At 40.3% G+C, this 20,245-nt stretch carries 14 protein-coding genes and 1 pseudogene; 10 read left to right on the plus strand and 5 right to left on the minus strand.

Annotated features, from left to right (window positions below; translation table 11 throughout):
* Positions 1-427 precede the first annotated feature (427 nt).
* On the minus strand, positions 428-1,255 hold the full coding sequence (locus tag D1970_RS05490; RefSeq protein ID WP_119111894.1) for a TetR/AcrR family transcriptional regulator: 828 nt from the start codon (positions 1,253-1,255) through the stop codon (positions 428-430).
* 96 nt (positions 1,256-1,351) lie between these two features.
* On the opposite strand from D1970_RS05490, the gene D1970_RS05495 reads away from it, so the two are divergent.
* From D1970_RS05495 to D1970_RS22785, 3 genes are all read left to right on the plus strand, one after another.
* Complete coding sequence (locus D1970_RS05495; RefSeq protein WP_119111895.1) at positions 1,352-4,435, plus strand: efflux RND transporter permease subunit; 3,084 nt, start codon at positions 1,352-1,354, stop codon at positions 4,433-4,435.
* Between the two features lie 417 nt (positions 4,436-4,852).
* Positions 4,853-5,347 carry a VanZ family protein gene (locus D1970_RS05500; RefSeq protein WP_119111896.1) on the plus strand — a complete coding sequence of 165 codons (495 nt, stop codon included), beginning with the start codon at positions 4,853-4,855 and terminating at the stop codon, positions 5,345-5,347.
* 65 nt (positions 5,348-5,412) lie between these two features.
* Complete coding sequence (locus D1970_RS22785) at positions 5,413-5,535, plus strand: hypothetical protein (RefSeq protein ID WP_259339562.1); 123 nt, start codon at positions 5,413-5,415, stop codon at positions 5,533-5,535.
* Between the two features lie 417 nt (positions 5,536-5,952).
* Here D1970_RS22785 and D1970_RS23350 read toward each other — a convergent pair whose 3' ends face one another.
* A complete protein-coding gene (locus D1970_RS23350; protein WP_374978543.1) occupies positions 5,953-6,270 on the minus strand; it encodes a hypothetical protein in 318 nt (105 codons plus the stop codon).
* Positions 6,271-6,694: 424 nt separating this feature from the next.
* Between D1970_RS23350 and D1970_RS05510 the strand changes: the two genes are divergently transcribed.
* Positions 6,695-8,641, plus strand: coding sequence for an acyltransferase family protein (locus D1970_RS05510; protein WP_119111897.1), 1,947 nt, complete (start codon positions 6,695-6,697; stop codon positions 8,639-8,641).
* A gap of 227 nt (positions 8,642-8,868) precedes the next feature.
* On the opposite strand, the pseudogene D1970_RS05515 reads toward D1970_RS05510, so the two are convergent.
* Positions 8,869-9,772: pseudogene (locus tag D1970_RS05515) on the minus strand (NAD(P)-binding domain-containing protein); the annotation flags it as partial.
* A 215-nt stretch (positions 9,773-9,987) separates the two neighbouring features.
* On the opposite strand from D1970_RS05515, the gene D1970_RS05520 reads away from it, so the two are divergent.
* Positions 9,988-11,451, plus strand: coding sequence for a protein adenylyltransferase SelO (locus tag D1970_RS05520; RefSeq protein ID WP_119111898.1), 1,464 nt, complete (start codon positions 9,988-9,990; stop codon positions 11,449-11,451).
* Positions 11,452-11,943: 492 nt separating this feature from the next.
* Here the strand turns inward: D1970_RS05520 and D1970_RS05525 are convergent, their stop codons facing one another.
* Positions 11,944-12,762: an alpha/beta fold hydrolase gene (locus D1970_RS05525; protein ID WP_246370154.1), complete on the minus strand. Its 819-nt coding sequence runs from the start codon at positions 12,760-12,762 to the stop codon at positions 11,944-11,946.
* Between the two features lie 525 nt (positions 12,763-13,287).
* On the opposite strand from D1970_RS05525, the gene D1970_RS05530 reads away from it, so the two are divergent.
* From D1970_RS05530 to D1970_RS05550, 4 genes are all read left to right on the plus strand, one after another.
* Positions 13,288-15,372: an Ig-like domain-containing protein gene (locus D1970_RS05530; protein ID WP_119111899.1), complete on the plus strand. Its 2,085-nt coding sequence runs from the start codon at positions 13,288-13,290 to the stop codon at positions 15,370-15,372.
* A 575-nt stretch (positions 15,373-15,947) separates the two neighbouring features.
* Entirely contained in the window at positions 15,948-16,526 is a 579-nt protein-coding gene (locus D1970_RS05540; protein WP_119111901.1) for a TetR/AcrR family transcriptional regulator, read from the plus strand.
* Between the two features lie 32 nt (positions 16,527-16,558).
* The gene (locus D1970_RS05545; protein ID WP_119111902.1) at positions 16,559-16,981 is read left to right on the plus strand and encodes a DMT family transporter; all 423 of its coding nucleotides are present in this window, start codon (positions 16,559-16,561) and stop codon (positions 16,979-16,981) included.
* Entirely contained in the window at positions 16,944-17,258 is a 315-nt protein-coding gene (locus D1970_RS05550; RefSeq protein WP_119111903.1) for a DMT family transporter, read from the plus strand. Before D1970_RS05545 ends, D1970_RS05550 begins: the two co-directional genes overlap by 38 nt.
* Before the next feature lie 126 nt (positions 17,259-17,384).
* Here D1970_RS05550 and D1970_RS05555 read toward each other — a convergent pair whose 3' ends face one another.
* Complete coding sequence (locus D1970_RS05555) at positions 17,385-18,089, minus strand: DUF421 domain-containing protein (protein WP_119111904.1); 705 nt, start codon at positions 18,087-18,089, stop codon at positions 17,385-17,387.
* A gap of 605 nt (positions 18,090-18,694) precedes the next feature.
* On the opposite strand from D1970_RS05555, the gene D1970_RS05565 reads away from it, so the two are divergent.
* Positions 18,695-20,086, plus strand: coding sequence for an amino acid permease (locus D1970_RS05565; RefSeq protein WP_310648612.1), 1,392 nt, complete (start codon positions 18,695-18,697; stop codon positions 20,084-20,086).
* Positions 20,087-20,245: the final 159 nt, after the last annotated feature.

A 20,245-nucleotide genomic window follows, 5' to 3' on the forward strand; every position in this document is an offset into this window, starting at 1 on the left:
TTCGTCATTTACACAAAATTATTGACGCTCCCCTATTAAATGACGGTAAAAAAGTAATAAATCTGGTATGATTATATCAGAGAATCTAATCCTCCTAAATCAAAAATACTAAAGCTAGAGGTCTTAAGATAAGACTTTATTAGCTTTATTTTTTTATATATAAGTGTTGATATTCTACTGTAATACAAAATAAATGAGGAGAGCGTAAAATATCTTGTGTAAATGAAAAATAGAAAAAGGAAGGCCTGGAAGAATTGGAATGAAATCCTCTTTCTTAATCGTTTTAGTAGAAGCCTGTCCCGTTGTATCCAACAGAAAATTAATATTGAATAACAATGAGGTAAAGGCATCACTTTATTTAAAGGGTGTTATTACCTCATTGCACTATGGACATTAGAGGAAAAGCGTTCAGCCTTTATTAGTAGTTTTAAACCTCAAAATAATTTTGAAGTAAATAAGAGATCCATTTACAAAGAGGATGATTTCGAATATTTTCTAGTAAACCTTTCACAATAGCAGGACTTAAAGTCGGTTCACGCAGCTGTTGCTTTAGTAGGATTAACGATTCTTTTTCAATAGGCTCTTCAATTTCTTCTATTTTTTGTTCCAAAATTTCAAGAATCTGCTCCTTCGATCCTTCCTCGCACATCGGCTGCTTTATTACTTGAATCAGATCTTCTGAAATAAAAGGAACGTGAGTGTGCCGCGCTAATAGATTTGTTTTTTCCACAAGTGATTCTGACAAGAGGTTCAAATCTAATGGAACGTTATAAAAGAGAAACAGCTGGGAATACGTATTCATAAAGCCTTTAATACAATACATCAAATCATATTTTGTCTGTTTGACCTCTTCCCCATATAAACGTTCAATCATCGATAAAATAATGTTCTCGATTAACCGATCAAAGTAATGCATTTTTACAATAAATTCTTCATTAAAAGTCTGCGATTGTTCTTTCATGAGGATTTTTGCAAAATCCGAATGCTGATGAAAGGAATGAAAGGTTGCATAATAAAAATCATATAAAAGTTTTTCAATCTCAGTATTCCTGACTATGTAGTCAATTTCAGTGGTGAATTGCATCATAAAGTGGTCAATCAATGCTATAATCAGTTCGTCCTTTGATTTGAAAGATAAGTAAAAAGCACCTTTTGAAATACCGCAATGCTCTGTTATTTGTTGAACAGATGTGGCTTCAAACCCTTGCTTCGCAAATAGTTCTAATGCTTTATCCATAATTAATTGCTTTTTCATTTTAGCTGATCTCTCCTAGGTCATATTGACAAATGACTCGTTGGTCATTATTATATGTAAATGAGTGTGATAAGTCAATTTGGGGTAGGTGTAGCAGTGAAAGGTTTAGTTAATTTTGTCCTGAGGAACAAACTTGCAGTATGGTTGCTTACCATCATTATTACGGTATCTGGTATTTATTCAGGTACACGTATGAATATGGAGACGATTCCTAATACTTCGATTCCTTACTTAATGGTCATGGACGTTTATCCTGGTGCCACTCCTGAGAAAGTAATGGAAGATGTGTCCATGCCGATTGAGAAGGCGGTAGAAGGACTTGAAGATGTAAAAGCCGTTTATTCAAATTCATATTCTAACATGTCCAGTCTGCAAGTGGAATATGAATATGGTATCGATATGGCTGAGGCAAAGCGTGCCTTAGAATCGGCGTTAGATACCGTGAAATTACCTGAAGGAACAGAAGAGCCGAAGGTTACAGCGATTAGCATGAACATGATGCCGGTTGTGGCTCTCAGCGTAAGCAGTTCAAAGGAAGATATCGTTGAATTAACATCAACTGTTGAGGATATCCTTCTTCCAAAAATCGAAAAAATTGATGGTGTTGCGTCTGCCACAACTACAGGCCAGCATATTGAAGAAGTCGATCTTACGTATAATAAAGAAAAACTGGCTGAGTTTGGTTTAACCGAAGATAAAGTAAAACAAATGATTCAAGCAAGCAATATGGCGGTTTCATTAGGCCTTTATCAGTTTAAAGAAGGTGAACAAGCAGTCGCTGTTGACGGCAAGTTCATGACAGCAGATGAATTAAAGAATATGTTAATTCCTGTTACGCCATCTGCAGCCAATCCGTCCCCATTTGTGAAACTGAGTGACATCGCTAGTATTGATGTTAAGGGTAAGATTCAATCTTTGTCACGTACAAATGGTGAAGAGGCTATTGCCATTCAGATTGTGAAAGAGCAGCAAGCCAACACGGTTGATGTGGTCAAAGGTGTGAAAAAGGTAATCAAAGAACAAAAGGCGAAGATTGATGGACTTACCATTGATGTCACGCTTGACCAAGGTAAACCAATTGAAGAATCGGTTTCAACCATGGTGGAAAAAGCACTATTTGGCGGTTTGATTGCTGTATTAATCATTTTACTATTCCTACGTGATTTTAAATCAACGATTATATCGATTGTGTCTATTCCAGTTTCCATTTTTATGGCGTTATTGATATTAAACTGGATGGATATCACTCTTAATATTATGACGCTCGGGGCGATAACGGTGGCCATCGGTCGTGTTATCGATGACTCAATCGTCGTCGTGGAAAATATTTACCGTCGTCTGCACTTAAAGGAAGAGAAACTTAACGGACGCGCCCTTGTCCGTGAAGCAACAATTGAAATGTTTAAACCAATCCTGTCATCAACATTAGTAACGGTTGCGGTATTCGCACCATTAATCTTCGTTGGCGGTATGGTAGGTGAACTGTTCGAGCCATTCGCCTTAACGATGATGTTTGCGCTTGGAGCTTCCTTGCTTGTAGCGATTACTATCGTTCCTGCTCTATCTCACTTCTTATTTAAGAAAAAGTTATATGGTGAAAAGACAGAGAAGAGCCATAAAGAGGCTGGTAAGTTAGCTAATTGGTACAAAGGTGCCCTGAGAATGACCCTTAACCACAAAGTGATTACTTCTATTATTGCAGTGGTTTTATTAGCAGGAAGTTTGGCATTAACGCCATTAATCGGTTTCAGCTTCATGGGCAGCGAAGAAGATAAAGTAATGTACTTAACGTACACGCCAAAAGCAGGCGAGTTGCCGGATGAAACCATGGAAAACGTTAAAGAAGTCGAAGAGAAGATGCTCAAACGGGATGATATTGATATCGTTCAAATGTCGATCACCGAAAAGGGTGATGAAATGACCGCGATGATGGGTGGCGGAGGCGGCGGTGCCTTAATGTACCTCATCTTTGATCCAGACATGGAGGACTTCCCTAAAGTTCGCGGGCAAATTGAAGACTATGTTAAAGACATTGGCCAGTCAGGAGAGTGGAGTTCACAGAACTTCTCTCCAACTTCGATGAATTCAAATGAAGTCAGCTACACGTTCTATAGTGAAAATCTAGATAAACTAAATAAGTCGGTTGAAATGGTAGAAGAAGTGTTGAATAAGAGTAAAGACTTAAAAGACGTTTCTTCCAGTGCCGAGGATGCTTACGTTGAATATACCTTCAATGTAGCACAGAATGATTTGATAAAGTATGGTTTAACCTCAGGTCAGATTGTTATGATGTTAAACCCGAATAAAACGCAGGATGTTTTAACCACAATTGAAAAAGATGGGGACACATTAGATGTCATTGTTCAGCAAGAGCAATCTAAACAGCCAGAGTCAATCGATGATCTTCTAGCGACACAAGTTCCAACTGCGCTTGGTACAACGATGCCTCTGTCTGAACTGGTAACAGTGAAGAAAGGGACAACGCTCAATACGCTTGCCCGCAGTAAAGGTGAATACTACGCAAGCGTTTCAGGAACAATCCTTGGTAAAGATGTATCAAAGGTAACGTCTAAAGTCGATAAAGAATTGGATGAGCTGGATTTACCGAAAGGTGTTACCGTTGGAACTGCCGGTGTACAGGCAGATATGACAGAAACCTTTACACAGCTTGGAGTAGCGATGCTTGCGGCAATCGGAATTGTTTACTTTATCCTTGTTGTAACATTCCGTGAAGGTGTCGCCCCATTTGCGATCCTATTCTCATTGCCATTTGCGGTAATTGGTTCATTTGTTGGTTTATTAATCGGCGGTGAAACAATTTCTGTATCTGTCATGATGGGTCTATTAATGTTAATCGGTATCGTTGTAACGAACGCCATCGTACTGGTAGACCGTATTATTCATATGGAACGCGATGGTATGACGATGCGTGAAGCGGTTCTAGAAGCTGGCGTAACGCGTCTGCGTCCAATCCTAATGACAGCAATCGCAACGATCGGTGCATTAATCCCGTTAGCACTTGGTTCAGGTGGTGGCGGATTAATTTCCAAAGGTCTAGGTATTACCGTAATCGGTGGTTTAGCAAGTTCTACGCTACTAACATTAATTGTTGTACCAATCGTCTATGAAGTATTATCTAAGCTATTCAAGAAAAATCGCAGAAACGAAGAAGAAAATTAATCATTTATTTGGCCCAACAAGTTGGTACGTCATCTTGTTGGGTTTTTGTTATGTAAAAGATTGGTTTCTGTTGCAGGTTTCACCAGACGTACATGGATAAATTTAGTATGATTATAGCTGATATATTAATCAGCATGGTATAGCAATTACTCTTCAAAAAATAGAAGTTGCTAAAAACCAAACAAGAGTCTATTTAAAAGTCAAAAATGATACACCAGATAATGCATCATAGTAAAGAAGCTGGTGAAAACGCTCTGCTTTTCGCCAGCTTCTTTTTTATTGGGGCTGTTAATTTTATTTCTGTAAGAATTTTGGTAACTTCCAAACGCAAATAGATTAAAATTGTGTATAATGCAATCATTGTATTTAGTGGAACTATGCGGAAAAATCAGAGGTTTCGATTCTCGGAGGAATGAAATGAAAACAGCATTTAAAGTTATTATTAATCTAAGTTTTATCATTTATTTATTCATGCTGGCGGTTATATTATTCTTAGGTTCAAGGGGATATCTGAGGGCAGATATGTCACTGCTTGAATATATAAAGAACTCCTCCAATATTGTCCCATTTAAAACGATAAGTATATATATGAGAGCAATTTTTGATGGAGGAATGAATGCTGATATACCTATTAAAAATCTCGTAGGTAACTTTATATTGTTTTTGCCGATGGGTGTTTATCTGCCATACTTTTTCAAGAGGATAGACAGAATCACCTTCTTTTCCATGGCTATGTGCGTGCTGGTATTTAGTATTGAAGTTATACAACTAGTTACAAGAAGAGGCAGTTTCGATATAGATGACTTTATTCTTAATATGTTGGGAGCCTGGCTGGGATTAAGGATTTGGAAAACAAGATTTTTTCAACGTTTATTGAAACAACAGTCAGAGCAGCAGCTTCCTTTACAGTAGGAAATCAACATTGCTTTTGAATGAATACGAGATATTTAAAGTCATTCGCCACCATCGGAGGAGAGATGATGTCTAACAAGAAGAAGTTACTGATCATTTTAATACCTTTGGTGGTTCTGCTTATCTGGATTGTCTACTCCTATAATCAGCCGCCAGAGTGGGCGGGAGAGTCCAAGGATGGAGTCTGACAAGCTGATTTTACAAGTGAAGCCTTTTCTGCAAAAGGATTTTGGAGCGGAGAGGTTTATACTCAGCAGGAGAATATTACTATTCAAAGCATAACATTGAAAAAAGGCACTGCCGCTCTTCATAAGAAGGAGGGGAAGGGTTCCGTCAATAGAGCTGGGGCGTTTATACAACTGAAGTGTTAAACAAAACAAAAGGACTACTCCGTCAATTTTAATTGGACTGATCCTAAAGGAAAACATAAGGATATGATAAATATATCGCCAAGCCACAGGTATTTTGTTTTGCCCACTTTTCTGCGCTGGAATTGAGTATTAAGAAAGATGAGGGATTCATCAAATAAGGCCGCCCCAACAGGTTCGTTGCTCTGCAACCTAGTGGGGCGGCCTTTTTCTTTTAGTAAAAATCCAACTTGCTGTTTAGTGCTTCACTACTTCTTGTCCGCGGACGTTCCAGGTAACTGCGAATAGCAACGCTGCAAGGCCGCATGAGATGGTCAAGAGAAGGAAACCTGCATCCCAGCCGGATTTTTCGACAATCATACCCCATAACCGCGAAAAAGAGACTGGAACCCTGCTGTGCGTGTACTCGATGTCTTCACGCAGCTCGTCCGCAAGCTGAAATCCAAGGTGACAGTCAAAAATCCAATCGCATATTATACCGGGATCCTCAACAAGAAGTTTGAGGAAATGTATTTCGAGAAGCTGTACGAAATGGAGTTTTGTAATATTACCCAATAACCGGATAAAATAGGGATTTTTATTCCGTTGATAAACATAAACTTTGTAAGAAGGCAAAATTCAGGGATGAAAAAAACTTGAATAGTTTACTTTTTAAGGATTAGATAAGGGGATTGAAAGGGTATTTTTAAATATACTATTTTTCGATGATTCGCAGAAAGAAAAGCATTATACTGTATAAGGATTAAATTGTATATGGATCACCGTTTTTTTCTTAATTTCCCTGGACGATATAGGTTTTTCGTAGATTTGTGGGTTTCCAGGAAGCACAAAATTTATTAAGAATATTTTTCTGCAAAAAAAGACACTTTTCTGCATGCAATGTCGTCTTTATAAATGTAGACTATACATTGTGATAAATTTGTAGCCAATTTAACTATCAGCATGATGAAGTTGCAGAGATAATTGGAGGAATTTTTTAATGAAAGGACAAACGCACAAAACCCGTTACATCGCTGGATTGGATGGCCTTCGGGCATTAGCCGTACTGTCAGTAATTGCATATCACTTTAATTTTAGCTGGGCCAGTGGAGGATTTTTGGGTGTTGATATCTTTTTCGTACTGTCTGGCTATTTGATAACATCGCTTATTTTACCTGATCATGATCATCCGTTCGAATTTAGTTTAAAGAAATTTTGGATTGGACGAATCCGGCGCTTGCTTCCGGCAGCTTATGTCATGATCATGTCAACATTCGTCTGGGTCGTGCTGTTTCATCGGGAGTTGCTGACCACTGTTCGTGGCGATACGATTGCTTCTATTTTTTATGGCAGCAACTGGTGGTTCATTTTTCATAAACTCTCATACTTCGATAGCATGGGCTCTCCTTCACCTATAAAAAATCTTTGGTCTTTAGCAATAGAAGAGCAGTTTTATCTAGTATGGCCCCTTGTGGTATTAGCAGGATTACATATATTGAAAAAACGAAGCAGGTTTTCTACTTTCGTCCTTGCTGGCGCTTTTTGTTCCGCACTGTTAATGGCAGTGCTTTATGAGCCAGGTTCGGATCCGAGCCGGGTCTATTATGGGACAGATACGCGCTCTTTTGAACTACTCATCGGCTGCTGGCTCGCTCTTGTCTGGCCAATGAAGCGATTGTCTACCAAAAAGGTTTCTGCCAATCTTAAAAACAAGTTAAATATTACGAGTGCCATTTCTTTTGGCATCTTTATCCTGTGCGTCGTATTCGTTGATGAATATCAAACGTTTTTATACTGGGGTGGAATGCTGCTGGTTTGCCTGAACGCAGCTGTCCTCATCGCGTGTGTTTGCCACCCTAGCAGTTCTTTAGGCCAGCTGCTCTCATGGAAGCCGCTCCGCTGGATTGGCACTAGGTCCTATGGGATTTATCTCTGGCATTACCCTGTGATCGTGCTGGGCACTCCCGTTTATGAAATAGGCCAGCCTGTATATTGGCGTGTTGCTTTACAGCTAATCATTACATTCGGCATTGCGGAAATTTCCTATCGTTTTATTGAAATGCCTATCCGAAAACATGGACTCCTGCCATTCCTCAGGCAGCTTCACCCATCTTTGAAATGGAGCAGCGCATCTTTCACCAGAAGAGCAGCCACTGTATCCCTGACCATGGTGCTATTGGTATTTACCGCGGGAATCACCGGTGTGGTGAAAGGGGAAGGAAATGGGAGAGAGGAATCTCCAACAATAATAAAAATAAACAATTCGGAGAAACCTGCAGCAAGAGAAGGTTCTGGTAAGGATGCTCCTGAAAAACAGGGAATCCATCCGGCCGAGAAAGAAAAGCAGGATAAAAAGCCGGAACAAAAGCAAGAATCAAATATGGAACAAAAGTCAGAATCAAACCTGGAAGTGTCCGAATCGGAGAAAGAGGAAGCCGCTCCTCCGCCAGAAAAGATTATGAATAAGGAAATACTCGCCATTGGGGACTCTGTCATGCTGGACGCTGCTCCAAGCCTTCTCAAACGGTTTCCGAACATAACGATTGATGCAAAAGTGGGAAGGCAAGTGTCGCAGGCTATTCAATTAGCACCCAGCTATGCAGCGTTTAATCATCCGGACAAAGCGGTCATCATCCAGTTAGGGACAAATGGGTTTTTCACTGAAGATCAAATAGATACATTGCTAGACTCTTTCTCAAATGCTGACATCTATTTAGTCAATGCGCGAGTTCCGCGCCCGTGGGAAAGGAAAGTAAATGAATCTCTAAAAGAAATAGCGAAAGAGCATGAACATATTACATTGGTTGATTGGCATGGAACGGGAATCAACCACCCCGAATATTTTGGATCTGACGGTGTACACTTAGGACATAAAGGCGCCGAAGCTTTAACAGACCTAATCACTCAAACGATCAAAGAAAATAAGCCCAATGCGGATATTTACTAGTCAAACGGCAGAACCTCTGCCGTTTGATTTTTTTTCTAAAAGTATATCCTGAACACTTTTTGCTATTAAGTAATTGCCAAAATTAAAAATAACAATAGATGGAGAGACCGTCTCGCTAGACGGTCTCTCCATCGTTTCAATTAAACTTGTATATTGTTTTTTACATGGGAACCGATTTGCGAAAAAATAGGCGATACGAAGAAATACAAGAGTGTTTACTGCTGTCCTTACTGCCAGTTTGTATGAAAGACTCCTGCCATATCGGTTCGTTGATACGTATGGGCACCAAAATAATCACGCTGTGCCTGCAGAAGATTGGCATTTGAGCGGCCTGTCCGGTAACTATCATAATAAGTAATAGAGTTGCTTAAGCATGGGAATGAGATGCCGGAATTTATCCCTTCACTGACTACTTTGCGTAAGCCTGCATGATATACTTTTGCCTTTTCAGCAAAATGGGAAGCAATTAATAAATTTGCCAGATTCGGCTGTGCTTGATAAGCTTCGCTGATTACGTTTAAAAATTCTGCGCGGATGATGCAGCCGCCACGGAAAATAAGGGTAATATCTTTTAATGGCAAATCCCAGCCGTAAAGCTTCTCTTAGAAAAGTATAGGCTTCTGCAATCAGCTGCATATCGGCATACTCAATGCCGTTGTGGACCATTTTCACAAAATGGCCTGCCCCTTTGGGACCCATATACGCACAGCAGGGCTCGCCATCTACCTGGGCTGCTATTTTTGTAAGAATGGGAGCTGCTTTTTCATATACATCTTTATCCCCGCCTGGCATGATAGAAGGCCCTTTCAAAGCTCCGACTTCGCCGCCGGAAATCCCAATCCCTAAATAACCAATTCCTTTAGATTTCAACTCATCATATCTGCGCTCCGTGTCCTTGTAGTGGGAGTTGCCGCCATCCATGATCACATCACCATTTTCAAGAAAAGGGAGCAGCGACTGAATGATGGAATCGATCGGATTGCCTACTGTCAGCATCATAAAAATCTTCCTGGGGCTTTTTAGTGACTGGACAAACTCTTGAATTTCATAGTACGGATGGATAGATTGTCCTTCACTCTTTTGAACAAGCTGGTCGGTTAGGTCCCTTGTGTAATTGTAAACCGCAACCGATAGAGCAAGACCTGAGTAAAAGAACCTGAAGGGGGTACTGTTTTATAGTCGCGCTTTTCACCGGGAGGGCTTGGACGCTGCTTCTTTTGGTGGAACCGGTATAATAAATGGCATGATGCAAATGTTAAAAAGGTCTGCATTGTGTTTATATGGTATGTATAAGGAATATAGGTTTGGGATCTGTTCATATAAAAAACAAGAAGGAAGGAGAAACTATGACAGAGAATAAAGGATCAGGATGGAACTTAGATAACAGTTATACCAGGCTGCCGGAATTGTTTTATTCGAATACTAAGCCAACGCCTGTACGGTCGACCAAGCTGGTCATTCTTAATGAGCAGCTGGCAGCATCACTTGGTCTGGATGCCGAGGGACTTAAAAGCGAAGAAAGTGTAGCGGTGTTTGCCGGAAATAGGGTTCCAGAAGGTGCTTCGCCGATTGCACAAGCTTATGCCGGGCATCAATTCGGGCATTTTACCATGTTAGGCGACGGCCGGGCTGTGCTGCTGGGCGAGCAGGTCACATCCCAGGGCGGGAGGGTTGATATCCAGCTTAAAGGTTCGGGCAGAACGCCATACTCCCGTGGAGGAGATGGCCGGGCGGCACTCGGGCCGATGCTGCGTGAATACATCATCAGTGAAGCGATGCAAGCGCTTGGCATTCCAACTACCCGCAGTCTGGCAGTAGTGACAACGGGTGAAGGGGTAATCCGGGAAACAGAGCTTCCTGGCGCAATTCTGACCCGTGTGGCTGCAAGTCATTTACGCGTCGGTACTTTTCAATACGCAGCGAATTGGGGTTCTATTGAGGATATTCGAGCCCTTGCCGACTATACGCTAGAGCGCCATTATCCCGATATTGAAACGGACGAAAATCGCTATTTATTGCTTCTTCAGGAAGTAATCAAGCGTCAGGCCGGGCTTATCGCCAAATGGCAGTTGGTTGGCTTTATTCATGGCGTCATGAACACTGACAACATGGCGATTAGCGGTGAAACCATTGATTATGGTCCTTGCGCTTTTATGGATACTTATGACCCTGCAACGGTATTCAGTTCCATTGACAGGGACGGCCGTTATGCCTATGGCAATCAGCCGATTATTGGCGGCTGGAATCTTGCGAGGTTTGCTGAAAGCTTATTGCCGCTGCTGCATGACGATGAGGAAGAGGCAGTTAAAATAGCTCAGGATGAGATTTCAAAGTATATGGATCTGTATCGCCAGCATTGGCTTGCCGGAATGAGAGCAAAACTGGGGATTTTTAATGAAGAGAAGCAGGATCAATCTCTGATTGAAGACCTCCTCACTATGATGCAGAAGCATCGGGCGGATTATACGAATACCTTCCTTGCTTTAACCTTTAATCAGCCGGAGGATAAGCCCCTATTCAAAAACGAGGAATATGCCAAGTGGCATCAGGAGTGGCAGGCGAGACTTGATAGGCAGCAAGAATCGAAGGACGCATCGGTCCAGTTGATGCGTGACAGCAATCCTGCGGTAATCCCCCGTAACCACCGGGTGGACGCAGCTTTGAAAGCTGCAGTGGAAAAAGGAGATTACAGCGTGATGCAACGGCTTCTGGACGTTCTGGCCAAACCTTACGCACACTCGGCCGAACAGGCTGAATACGCTGCACCGTCTGCGTCTGAAATCCCTTACCGAACCTTTTGCGGTACCTGATAGAAGCTGTAAAAGAAAAATGGAGGCCGGCGCCTTGGTTAGAGGCTTTATTAGTTAAAGATGATCGTCATTGCCCAGGGTTATGCCGGGACAAGGCGATCTTTTTTGTTTATATTTTTTTTAAAACAATTCGTTTTTTATGAAAAAGCGTGGTTTTTCGAGAAGATTGAGGAGGAAACGATTCTTCTACTCGCTTTTTAGCAAGCGGTCTAGCGGATTAACCATGTGTAACCGGTTCCGCAAAGACAAAATAAGATGCGTTTTGTCTTAATAAAGCAGGACAGCAACGTCTATCTACGGTAATAGCTATTCTATCTACAATTACTGTAAAAAAATTATAAATAACTGCAGGTGGATTCACAAGAACGTTGAAAAAAAACAAAGTTCCAGTAATCAAAAGAAAGGATCCCGTTACCATATGGGATCCTTTTTTATAGTGCTATTAAAGTCTTAAATATAAGATGCGAAACACCGCAAACGCAGTTCAACAACTTAACCATTTATTGCTTCAATATGCTTTTCGGAAAATCCAGATTGGGAATGAATAAACGATATCGAGATTTCGTTGAATTCTTTTTCTTTTTCGATATTGCATACATGTCCGCTTTTTGGCAGAATGTGCAGCCGTGCATTCATGATCTTCTTGTACCGTTTTTTAATATTGGGCAAAAACATGTAATCCTCGCTACCCATGATGTAGATAGCAGGAGTTGTATGCACCGGCTTTTTTCTGGCGAAAAATTGATTCACTTCCTGATGCAGAATTCGATACCAGCAGAAAAATTCTCGCTGCCCTAATTTCACTGCTTCCCTAATAAAGGTTTTTCTCGCTTCCACATGATGTTCCCTCGGCATTAGAATCCACGCCACCAATCGATAAATCCACATATATGGAATGAAGTACTTTACTCCTTCTACTAATCTGACAAATAAAATTAAAGGTGGATGAATGCGCTCAACTGAGCCGCCTAAAACCATTGATTTTACCCGGTCAGGCGATAAATGCTGAATAAATTGAATCACCATTGTACCCAATGATATGCCAACAAAATGAGCATCCCTAATACCGTGATAGTCTAAAAGGGCGATGACCTTATTGGCGATTTGTTCAAAGGATCGATCCGTCTCATCCTTTAACCCTGCATGATTACCACCGTGACCGGGAAGGTCGACCAAAATTAAATTGAAATGCTTGCGATATTCCTTAATTTGTTTAAACCATATCGATGAACTTCCACCCATTCCATGAATGAAAATAACCCACTCTTTTGAATTTGGATGTGAAAGAACTTTATGATGTAAAGTTTCCAAATCAAGCTCCTTAATAATTATATTTTTAATAATCTTTAAAAAAGTTATTCGATTTTTATTATACTGTGTTTTGGTTTCCGTCTCCACTGGGAGTATTCGACCGGTTTATTGTTATGAGGTGATAACATATAGTGTGAAAATCTGGGTGGAATTGCAGGCTCAATTACTTTGTGGGCAATGGTAATTAGCATGCTTATCTAGAGGAATGTAATAGGCGATAGGGTTCATGAAAGTTATACAGGAGAGTATCGATAAGTAAAAAGTTCTATATGGACAGAAAAAATAAAGGTATTTTGTAACGGTACATGGAAAATAAAAGATAATACTTTATATTTACTGGAAAGTTATGAAGAAAAATGAGTGGTAATGGGAGATGATCTAGACACAATCCTCAAATGAAACGGGATAATAGTTACTTTAAACCATTCCCTTTTATAGAGTTTGAAAAAAATAAAAAAAATGGCATTTCTAGACGATATACTTAGTGGCAGTTTATATTATTTAAAATTGAAAGAAGGTTGACCTATGCAAAGGAAAGTACTGATAAAAGCGATTGTCATGATGATGCTATTACTATCCGTATCGTTTGACAGTACAGTACAAGCTGTAAGCAATTCATTAAGTGGTGGTACATATACGGTAGGAAAAGAAATCCCAGCAGGATTAATTCAATTTAGCATCTCGGAAGGTACTGCTACTATTTATATTAGCAGAGAATCTAACGCTTTATTAAACGAAACGCTCAGTAACGACCTAGACTCCTCAAATCACATTAATGCAAAGTTGAAAGACGGAGATGAAGTTGAAGTCAATCTAAACGATGGTGCTTCAAATATAGAAGTACAGCAACTTTCGAATATAGACTTGAATCAAATATCAGCAGGCTATTATGAGATAGGCTCTGATATTCCACCAGGAACCTATACGCTATCTATTGATCATCCAAGGGATGATTATGATATGGCGTATATCAACATATACGATAATCAAAGTATGGAGAAGGATTCCTTTGCTGTATATCCTGGAGAGGGCCCTTTTGAAATCACTGCTTCAGAAGGAGAGAAAATTTATATTTCCTCTTTAAGAGGAACGATGTTTTTTAAAGAAAAAATTCTTGTTCCTCAAAGCATCACGATAAATAAATCTAATTTTTCACTGATGGTAAATCGGACGGTACAGTTAACAGCTACTGTGAAACCTTCTACAGCGATTAATAAGTCTGTAGTCTGGACGAGCAGCAATCCGTCTATTGCAACTGTGGACACTAGGGGCAATGTAAAAGCAATTAAAGCTGGGAAGACAAGCATTACGGCAACAGCCCAGGGAGATACAGCTATTAAAAATAGTGTTGAAGTGACAGTGACGGACATTGTTCCAACCAGTTTGAAGTTAAGCAGATCAGCATTAAATATCACCAATAATCAAACTGTAAAAATAACTGCAACAGTAGCTCCAACTAATGCAGTGAACAAAACAATCGTATGGAAAAGTTCAAATAATAAAGTGGCAACAGTGGATTCAAAAGGAAATATTAAAGGAATCGCCAACGGATCTGCTGCCATTACGGCGACTTCTCAAGCTAATCCTAAAGTATACAAAAAGGTAAATGTAAAAGTTTCTACTAAAACGGTAAAAATTAATAAAACAAGTTTATCTCTAATTGCAGGCAAGACAGGAACACTGGCTGCAACGGTATCACCAGCTGATAGTACAAATAAGGACGTAACATGGAAATCTTCTAATAAAAAGATTGCAACTGTGGATAGCAAAGGAAAAGTTACTGGCAAAGCAAAAGGAACAGCAACCATTACTGCAACTGTTCAAGGTGCTAAGGCTGCAAAGGTAAAAGTAACCGTTACACCGCCAGTTGCTGCCAAATCAGTCAAGTTAAACAGGACAATGGTAACATTGGGCAAGGGCAAGACATTAACCTTATCGGCAACAGTCAGCCCAAGCAATACGACGAATAAAACGGTAAGGTGGAAATCTTCCAATACAAAAGTAGCAAAGGTTAATAGCAGCGGGAAAGTAACAGCTGTTGGGGCAGGAACAGCTAAAATTACAGCGATCACAACAAACGGTAAAACCCATACAGCGACGATTACTGTGCCTTACGTAAAAAGCTTAAGTGCAGGAAAGTGGAAAGCGGGCAAAGATTTACCGGCAGGCCGCTATAAAATAACTACGAAATCTGGCAGCGGAAATTTGTTTATCGGTTTAGAAACCGACCGTCCTGTCAACGAAATTTTATCAGATGGTAAAGATGGTTTCGGGGTAACCGTTGTAACGACAGATATAAAAGCTGGTGACAGTATTGAAATCCTAGGGCTTGATAGCGTCCAGTTCACCCGTGTCTCGCATGTGAAATCCAATACCTTACATTCCGGGTATTGGACGGTGGGTAAGGACATATCTGCGGGAAAATATAGGATAACAACACCCAGTGAAGCAGGCAATCTGATCATTTACAGAGGAGACTATTTGCTTGTGAATGAAATCCTGTCCAGCCAGCCAGATGATTATTCCGTCACCAGTGTAACCACCACACTTAAAAATGGGGATAGAATTATGATTTCGAACCTGGATAGAGTCAAGTTTACCAGGAAATAGTTTTTGAGGAGCGGGATTGATCTCTATAATGGGTCAGTCCCGTTCTTGTTTACGATAAATGTAAATAATCATAGTATAAGGGTCTGCTTTGATGTAAACCCGCTTGTTTGTACCTGATCATCTTCTATTCAAAGTTAAAATACACCTTCGCATTCTAGTAGGAGGAATTGGACAATCCATCTAAAAAAATAGCAATGCAATATTTATGTCTTTAGTAATATTTAAGAAACCGACAATTAAGTCACTATATCCAAGGTCGCTTTTAATTTTATTAATATTGCCGTCTATGTTAGATGAAAGTTTATTTGCCATTCGTCTTCCCATCTTAATGAACGCGCTTGTGATATTTTCTCTCAAGTTTCGATTTTTATATGTGTCATAAGAAGCTAAAGTGTCATTCAAATGGTTCAAGTACAGGAGCCTGTCCGTAAAAAGTTTAAATGTAAGCTCCGGGATGCTCATTTGATCATCTCTCTTCAAGATAGGAGGCTGGTTCTATAAAAATCTTTTTTGACAAGAAACAGAATCCGTTATAAAATGAATGATATTCAGTCATGAACTTGGGGAGGAATCAGGTGTTGAACAAAAAGGAAAGAATTGTACACGCAGCCGTTGAGGTGTTTCGGGAGAAGGGGATAGAAAAGACAAAGATTTCGGATATCGTCCAATTGGCTGGCATTGCCCAAGGTACGTTTTACTTATATTTTCCCTCCAAGCTGTCGGTCATGCCGGCGATTGCGGAAGTCATGGTAGAAAAGACGATTGAGGAAGTAAAAAATCGTGTGGATGAACATGCTTCTTTTTCAGTTCAGCTGGAGCAAATGGTGGACGCCATTTTCGATGTGACCAGAACGTATCGGGAAGTACTTGCCATGGTGTATGCCGGATTGGCATCATCTGAACAGCTGAAGGAGTGGGAACTGGTTTACGAACCTTTCTATTCATGGATGAGCGGGTTTCTGCATAAAGCGAAAACGGAAGGGACCATTCGATCTACCGTGAATGAAGTACGCATTTCAAAGCTGGTCATCGCGCTGGTTGAGTCGGCAGCCGAACAAATTTATTTGTACAATCTGAAGGAAGACGACCAGGCCCGTGTCCAAAAATCCGAGGTACACTCCTTTCTAGAGCATGCTTTAGGAGTTTGTGAATAATATAACAAAAAGCATCATCAATTTGAATAAAAATGAATGATAATCATTCACCTCCAGGAGGGTTACAGTTGAACAAGGCGTGGATTTACGTTGCAATGACATCGTTTTTTGAACTGGTATGGATTTTCGGCTTCAATGTTGCGAGTTCGTGGTGGCATTGGGTCTTTATTGTATTTTTCATTTTTGTGGATTTTTACTATTTAACAAAAGCGTGTGAACTCCTGCCAACGGGTTCTGTATATGCAACGTTCGCAGGGATTGGCACGATTGGAACGGCTCTGATGGATATTTTCTTTTTTGGCCAGAGTCTAAATTTAGGAAAGATATTCTTTATTATTGTTTTGGTGGCAGGTGTGATTGGTTTGAATATCGCTGATGTGCAGGATAAGAAAAAGCAAAGAAAGGAAGCGCGTAAAAATGGGTTGGATATTCGTCTTTTTGGCAGCAGCCAGTGAAATCGCCGGGACACTCGGGCTTAAAATGTACAGCCAGGAAAAAACGTGGAAAAGTGGTGCTCTATATTTAGCTGGATTTGGCGCCTCTTTTGCGCTTTTATATACTTCTTTCCATTATTTACAGATGAGCATTGCCTATGCGGTGTGGATTGGAATTGGCACTGCCGGTGCCGTCGTATTTAACATGGTGTTTTTTGGAGAACCAAAGAACCTGATGCGGTTTGTCAGTCTCGGGCTGATCGTAGTCGGGGTCACAGGATTGAAGGCATTATCTTAAGAGTTTGATGCGCTGTTGTGAAAAATGGATGTTGATTTACTAATAAAGTGTTTTTTCATAAATGTTCTTATTAAATGGAGGCCTAAGTCAACCTGCAAAAAAGGGTTTGTTTAGACCTCTAAGGATTTATTTATATAAGAAAACCTTCAGATTATCTTTTCTGTCAATGGTGGCAAGCAGAACGTTCTTTACCTGGGTCTGATATGAACTTTCTAAAGTTGAAGACACCCAGCCTATGTCCTTCTGAATTTTGTTTAGCTCTTCGAAAATAATCTTACCTTCCTTAATAACCGTCCTTGGTAAATCGAAAGGCTCTGTTTTCATCTGGAAAGAAGCAGGTGTAATCGATTCGTATTTTGGATCCAAAAAAACCGAAAACTTCCCGTCCGCCTCCCAAATTGCTAAGGCTACTTTCTTTACATCTTCTACTTTTTCTTCCCGCAGCTCCTCCAATAAATCATCAATGGATATCCTTGCTTTTTTTAATCCTTCATAAATGATCTCTCCGTCCTGAACAATAGTGATTGGTACATGATTAACCAGCTTTCTAAACCATGGCCATTTAAGGATCATAAAAACCCCGATGAGATAAAAGGAAACCAATACAGTTGTTGTAATGACAGACCCTTTTAGCCCAAGGTGCTCGTCTGAGAGCGGGTGGGCAATAATGTTTCCAATGACTAAAGCAATAACGAAATCAAGGAGCCTTAATTGGGAGATGGCACGCTGCCCTAAGACTTTAGCAACAATCACTAAAAAGAAAAAAGCAACAATAGCCCGAAGAATCCACTCAATGGCAGTAAGCGTTTCATTGCTTTGAAAAAAATTCATGTCAGACACATCCTTTACCCCAAAAGCTACCACTTAGTTTAACACTGGTGCCATTTTAATAACCCATAATCATGAAAAAATTAAAAGGAATTAGGAATGGCAAAAAAACGTGGAAATCTGGATCGACCTTTAAAATAAATGTCCTTAGCGATCCGTATGCAGCTATAGCGCAAGATTATCGTTGCCGGGAAAAAGACGGATTCGATGGAAGTGGTGATATAGAAATTCGCAGACTTTTTTTATCTCAATATTCTCTAGTTAAGATAGGTCTTCTGGATGGTTTTTATAAATCAAAACTATATTAATATTGATAATTTTTTATTATTAATATTAATATAGGGTATAGATAGATATTGGTTAATAAGTGTTTTTCCTGAAAATACAATTGTATTTTATAAGGAAAGTTATTATTATAAGATAAGTATTTAGGTGTCGTATAAGAGCGGGAGAGGCGAATGATTTTTCGAACTATTATGTATACTCGGTCTGGAAGTGAATGATTTTTAAAGGTTTTGTTAGATAGACTGAAAAAGTGAGGCCTGCTTCGCCATTTTGTCATGAATTCTTGGGGTTTGGTTTTTAATAATGGAACAGGAGGAAATTTAGTGGCTAACAAAGAATTGAACAGAGGCCTTGAATCACGTCATATTCAAATGATAGCTTTGGGCGGTACAATTGGTGTTGGATTATTCATGGGGTCTGCCAGCACAATTCAATGGACAGGTCCGTCTGTCATGCTTGCTTATGCAATTTGCGGGATATTTATCTTTTTCATCATGCGTGCAATGGGGGAAATGCTGTTTTTGGAGCCAAGCACTGGATCATTTGCAACATTTGGCTATAAGTATATCCATCCGCTGGCAGGATATATGACTGCATGGAGCAACTGGTTCCAGTGGGTGATTGTCGGGATGTCGGAAATTATTGCGGTTGGAACATATATGCAATATTGGTTCCCTGATTTGCCTGCCTGGATTCCAGGTATGATTGCAATGGTCATTCTCGGGACAGCAAACTTCATTTCTGTTAAATCATTTGGTGAATTTGAATTTTGGTTCGCGCTGATTAAAATAGTTACGATTGTTTTGATGATTTTTGCGGGACTTGGCCTCATTTTCTTCGGCTTTGGCAACGGAGGCAGCGCAATAGGATTATCTAACCTTTGGGAGCATGGCGGTTTCTTTACAGGCGGCTGGACAGGCTTCTTCTTTGCTCTATCTTTGGTTGTCGCGGCATACCAAGGGGTCGAACTGATCGGGATTACAGCGGGTGAAGCAAAAGATCCGCAAAAAACAATCACAAAATCGATTCAAAGTCTGATTTGGCGTATTTTAATTTTCTATATTGGCGCAATCTTTGTCATTGTGACCGTTTATCCTTGGAATGAACTTAATTCATTAGGCAGTCCGTTTGTGGCGACTTTTGCGAAAGTTGGGATCACTGCAGCGGCCGGACTTATTAACTTCGTCGTCATTACAGCTGCGATGTCTGGGTGCAACAGCGGTATTTACAGTGCAGGACGTATGCTCTATACATTAGGAGTGAATGGACAAGCTCCGAAAATTTTCACGAAGCTATCCCATAATGGTGTCCCCCTGATTGGTACGCTTGGTGTGCTGATCGGTTTAACAATAGGGGTTATTCTCAGTTATATAGCACCGGAAAATCTGTTCGTATATGTATACAGTGCCAGTGTGCTTCCAGGCATGATTCCCTGGTTCGTTATCCTGATCAGCCAAATTAAATTCAGGAAAGTAAAAGAAGCACAAATGGGCAGCCATCCATTCAAAATGCCGTTTGCGCCTGTTACAAATTATTTGACCATTGCCTTCTTAATCATGGTATTAATCGGTATGTGGTTTAACGATGACACACGCATGTCACTGATTGCGGGAATTATCTTTCTAGCCATCGTAGTAATGAGTTATTACATTTTCGGAATCGGCAAGCGTGTTCCCGTAGAGGCTCAAACAGAAGATGAAGCGGTTAGGCGCTGAGAATAACAGGTGTACAATAAAAGCCCATGAAGATCGCCTTCATGGGCTTTTGTGATTCATGCTGCAAAACGTGAATCATTCTTTGGGTTAGGGCCGTATTTAATCTCGCCTTCCTGGCTGTCTAAGCATGTGAAGACAAGTATGATAATTCCCCCAACC

This window comes from Mesobacillus zeae, assembly GCF_003570705.1.
Classification (GTDB): Bacteria; Bacillota; Bacilli; order Bacillales; family Cytobacillaceae; genus Mesobacillus_C; species Mesobacillus_C zeae.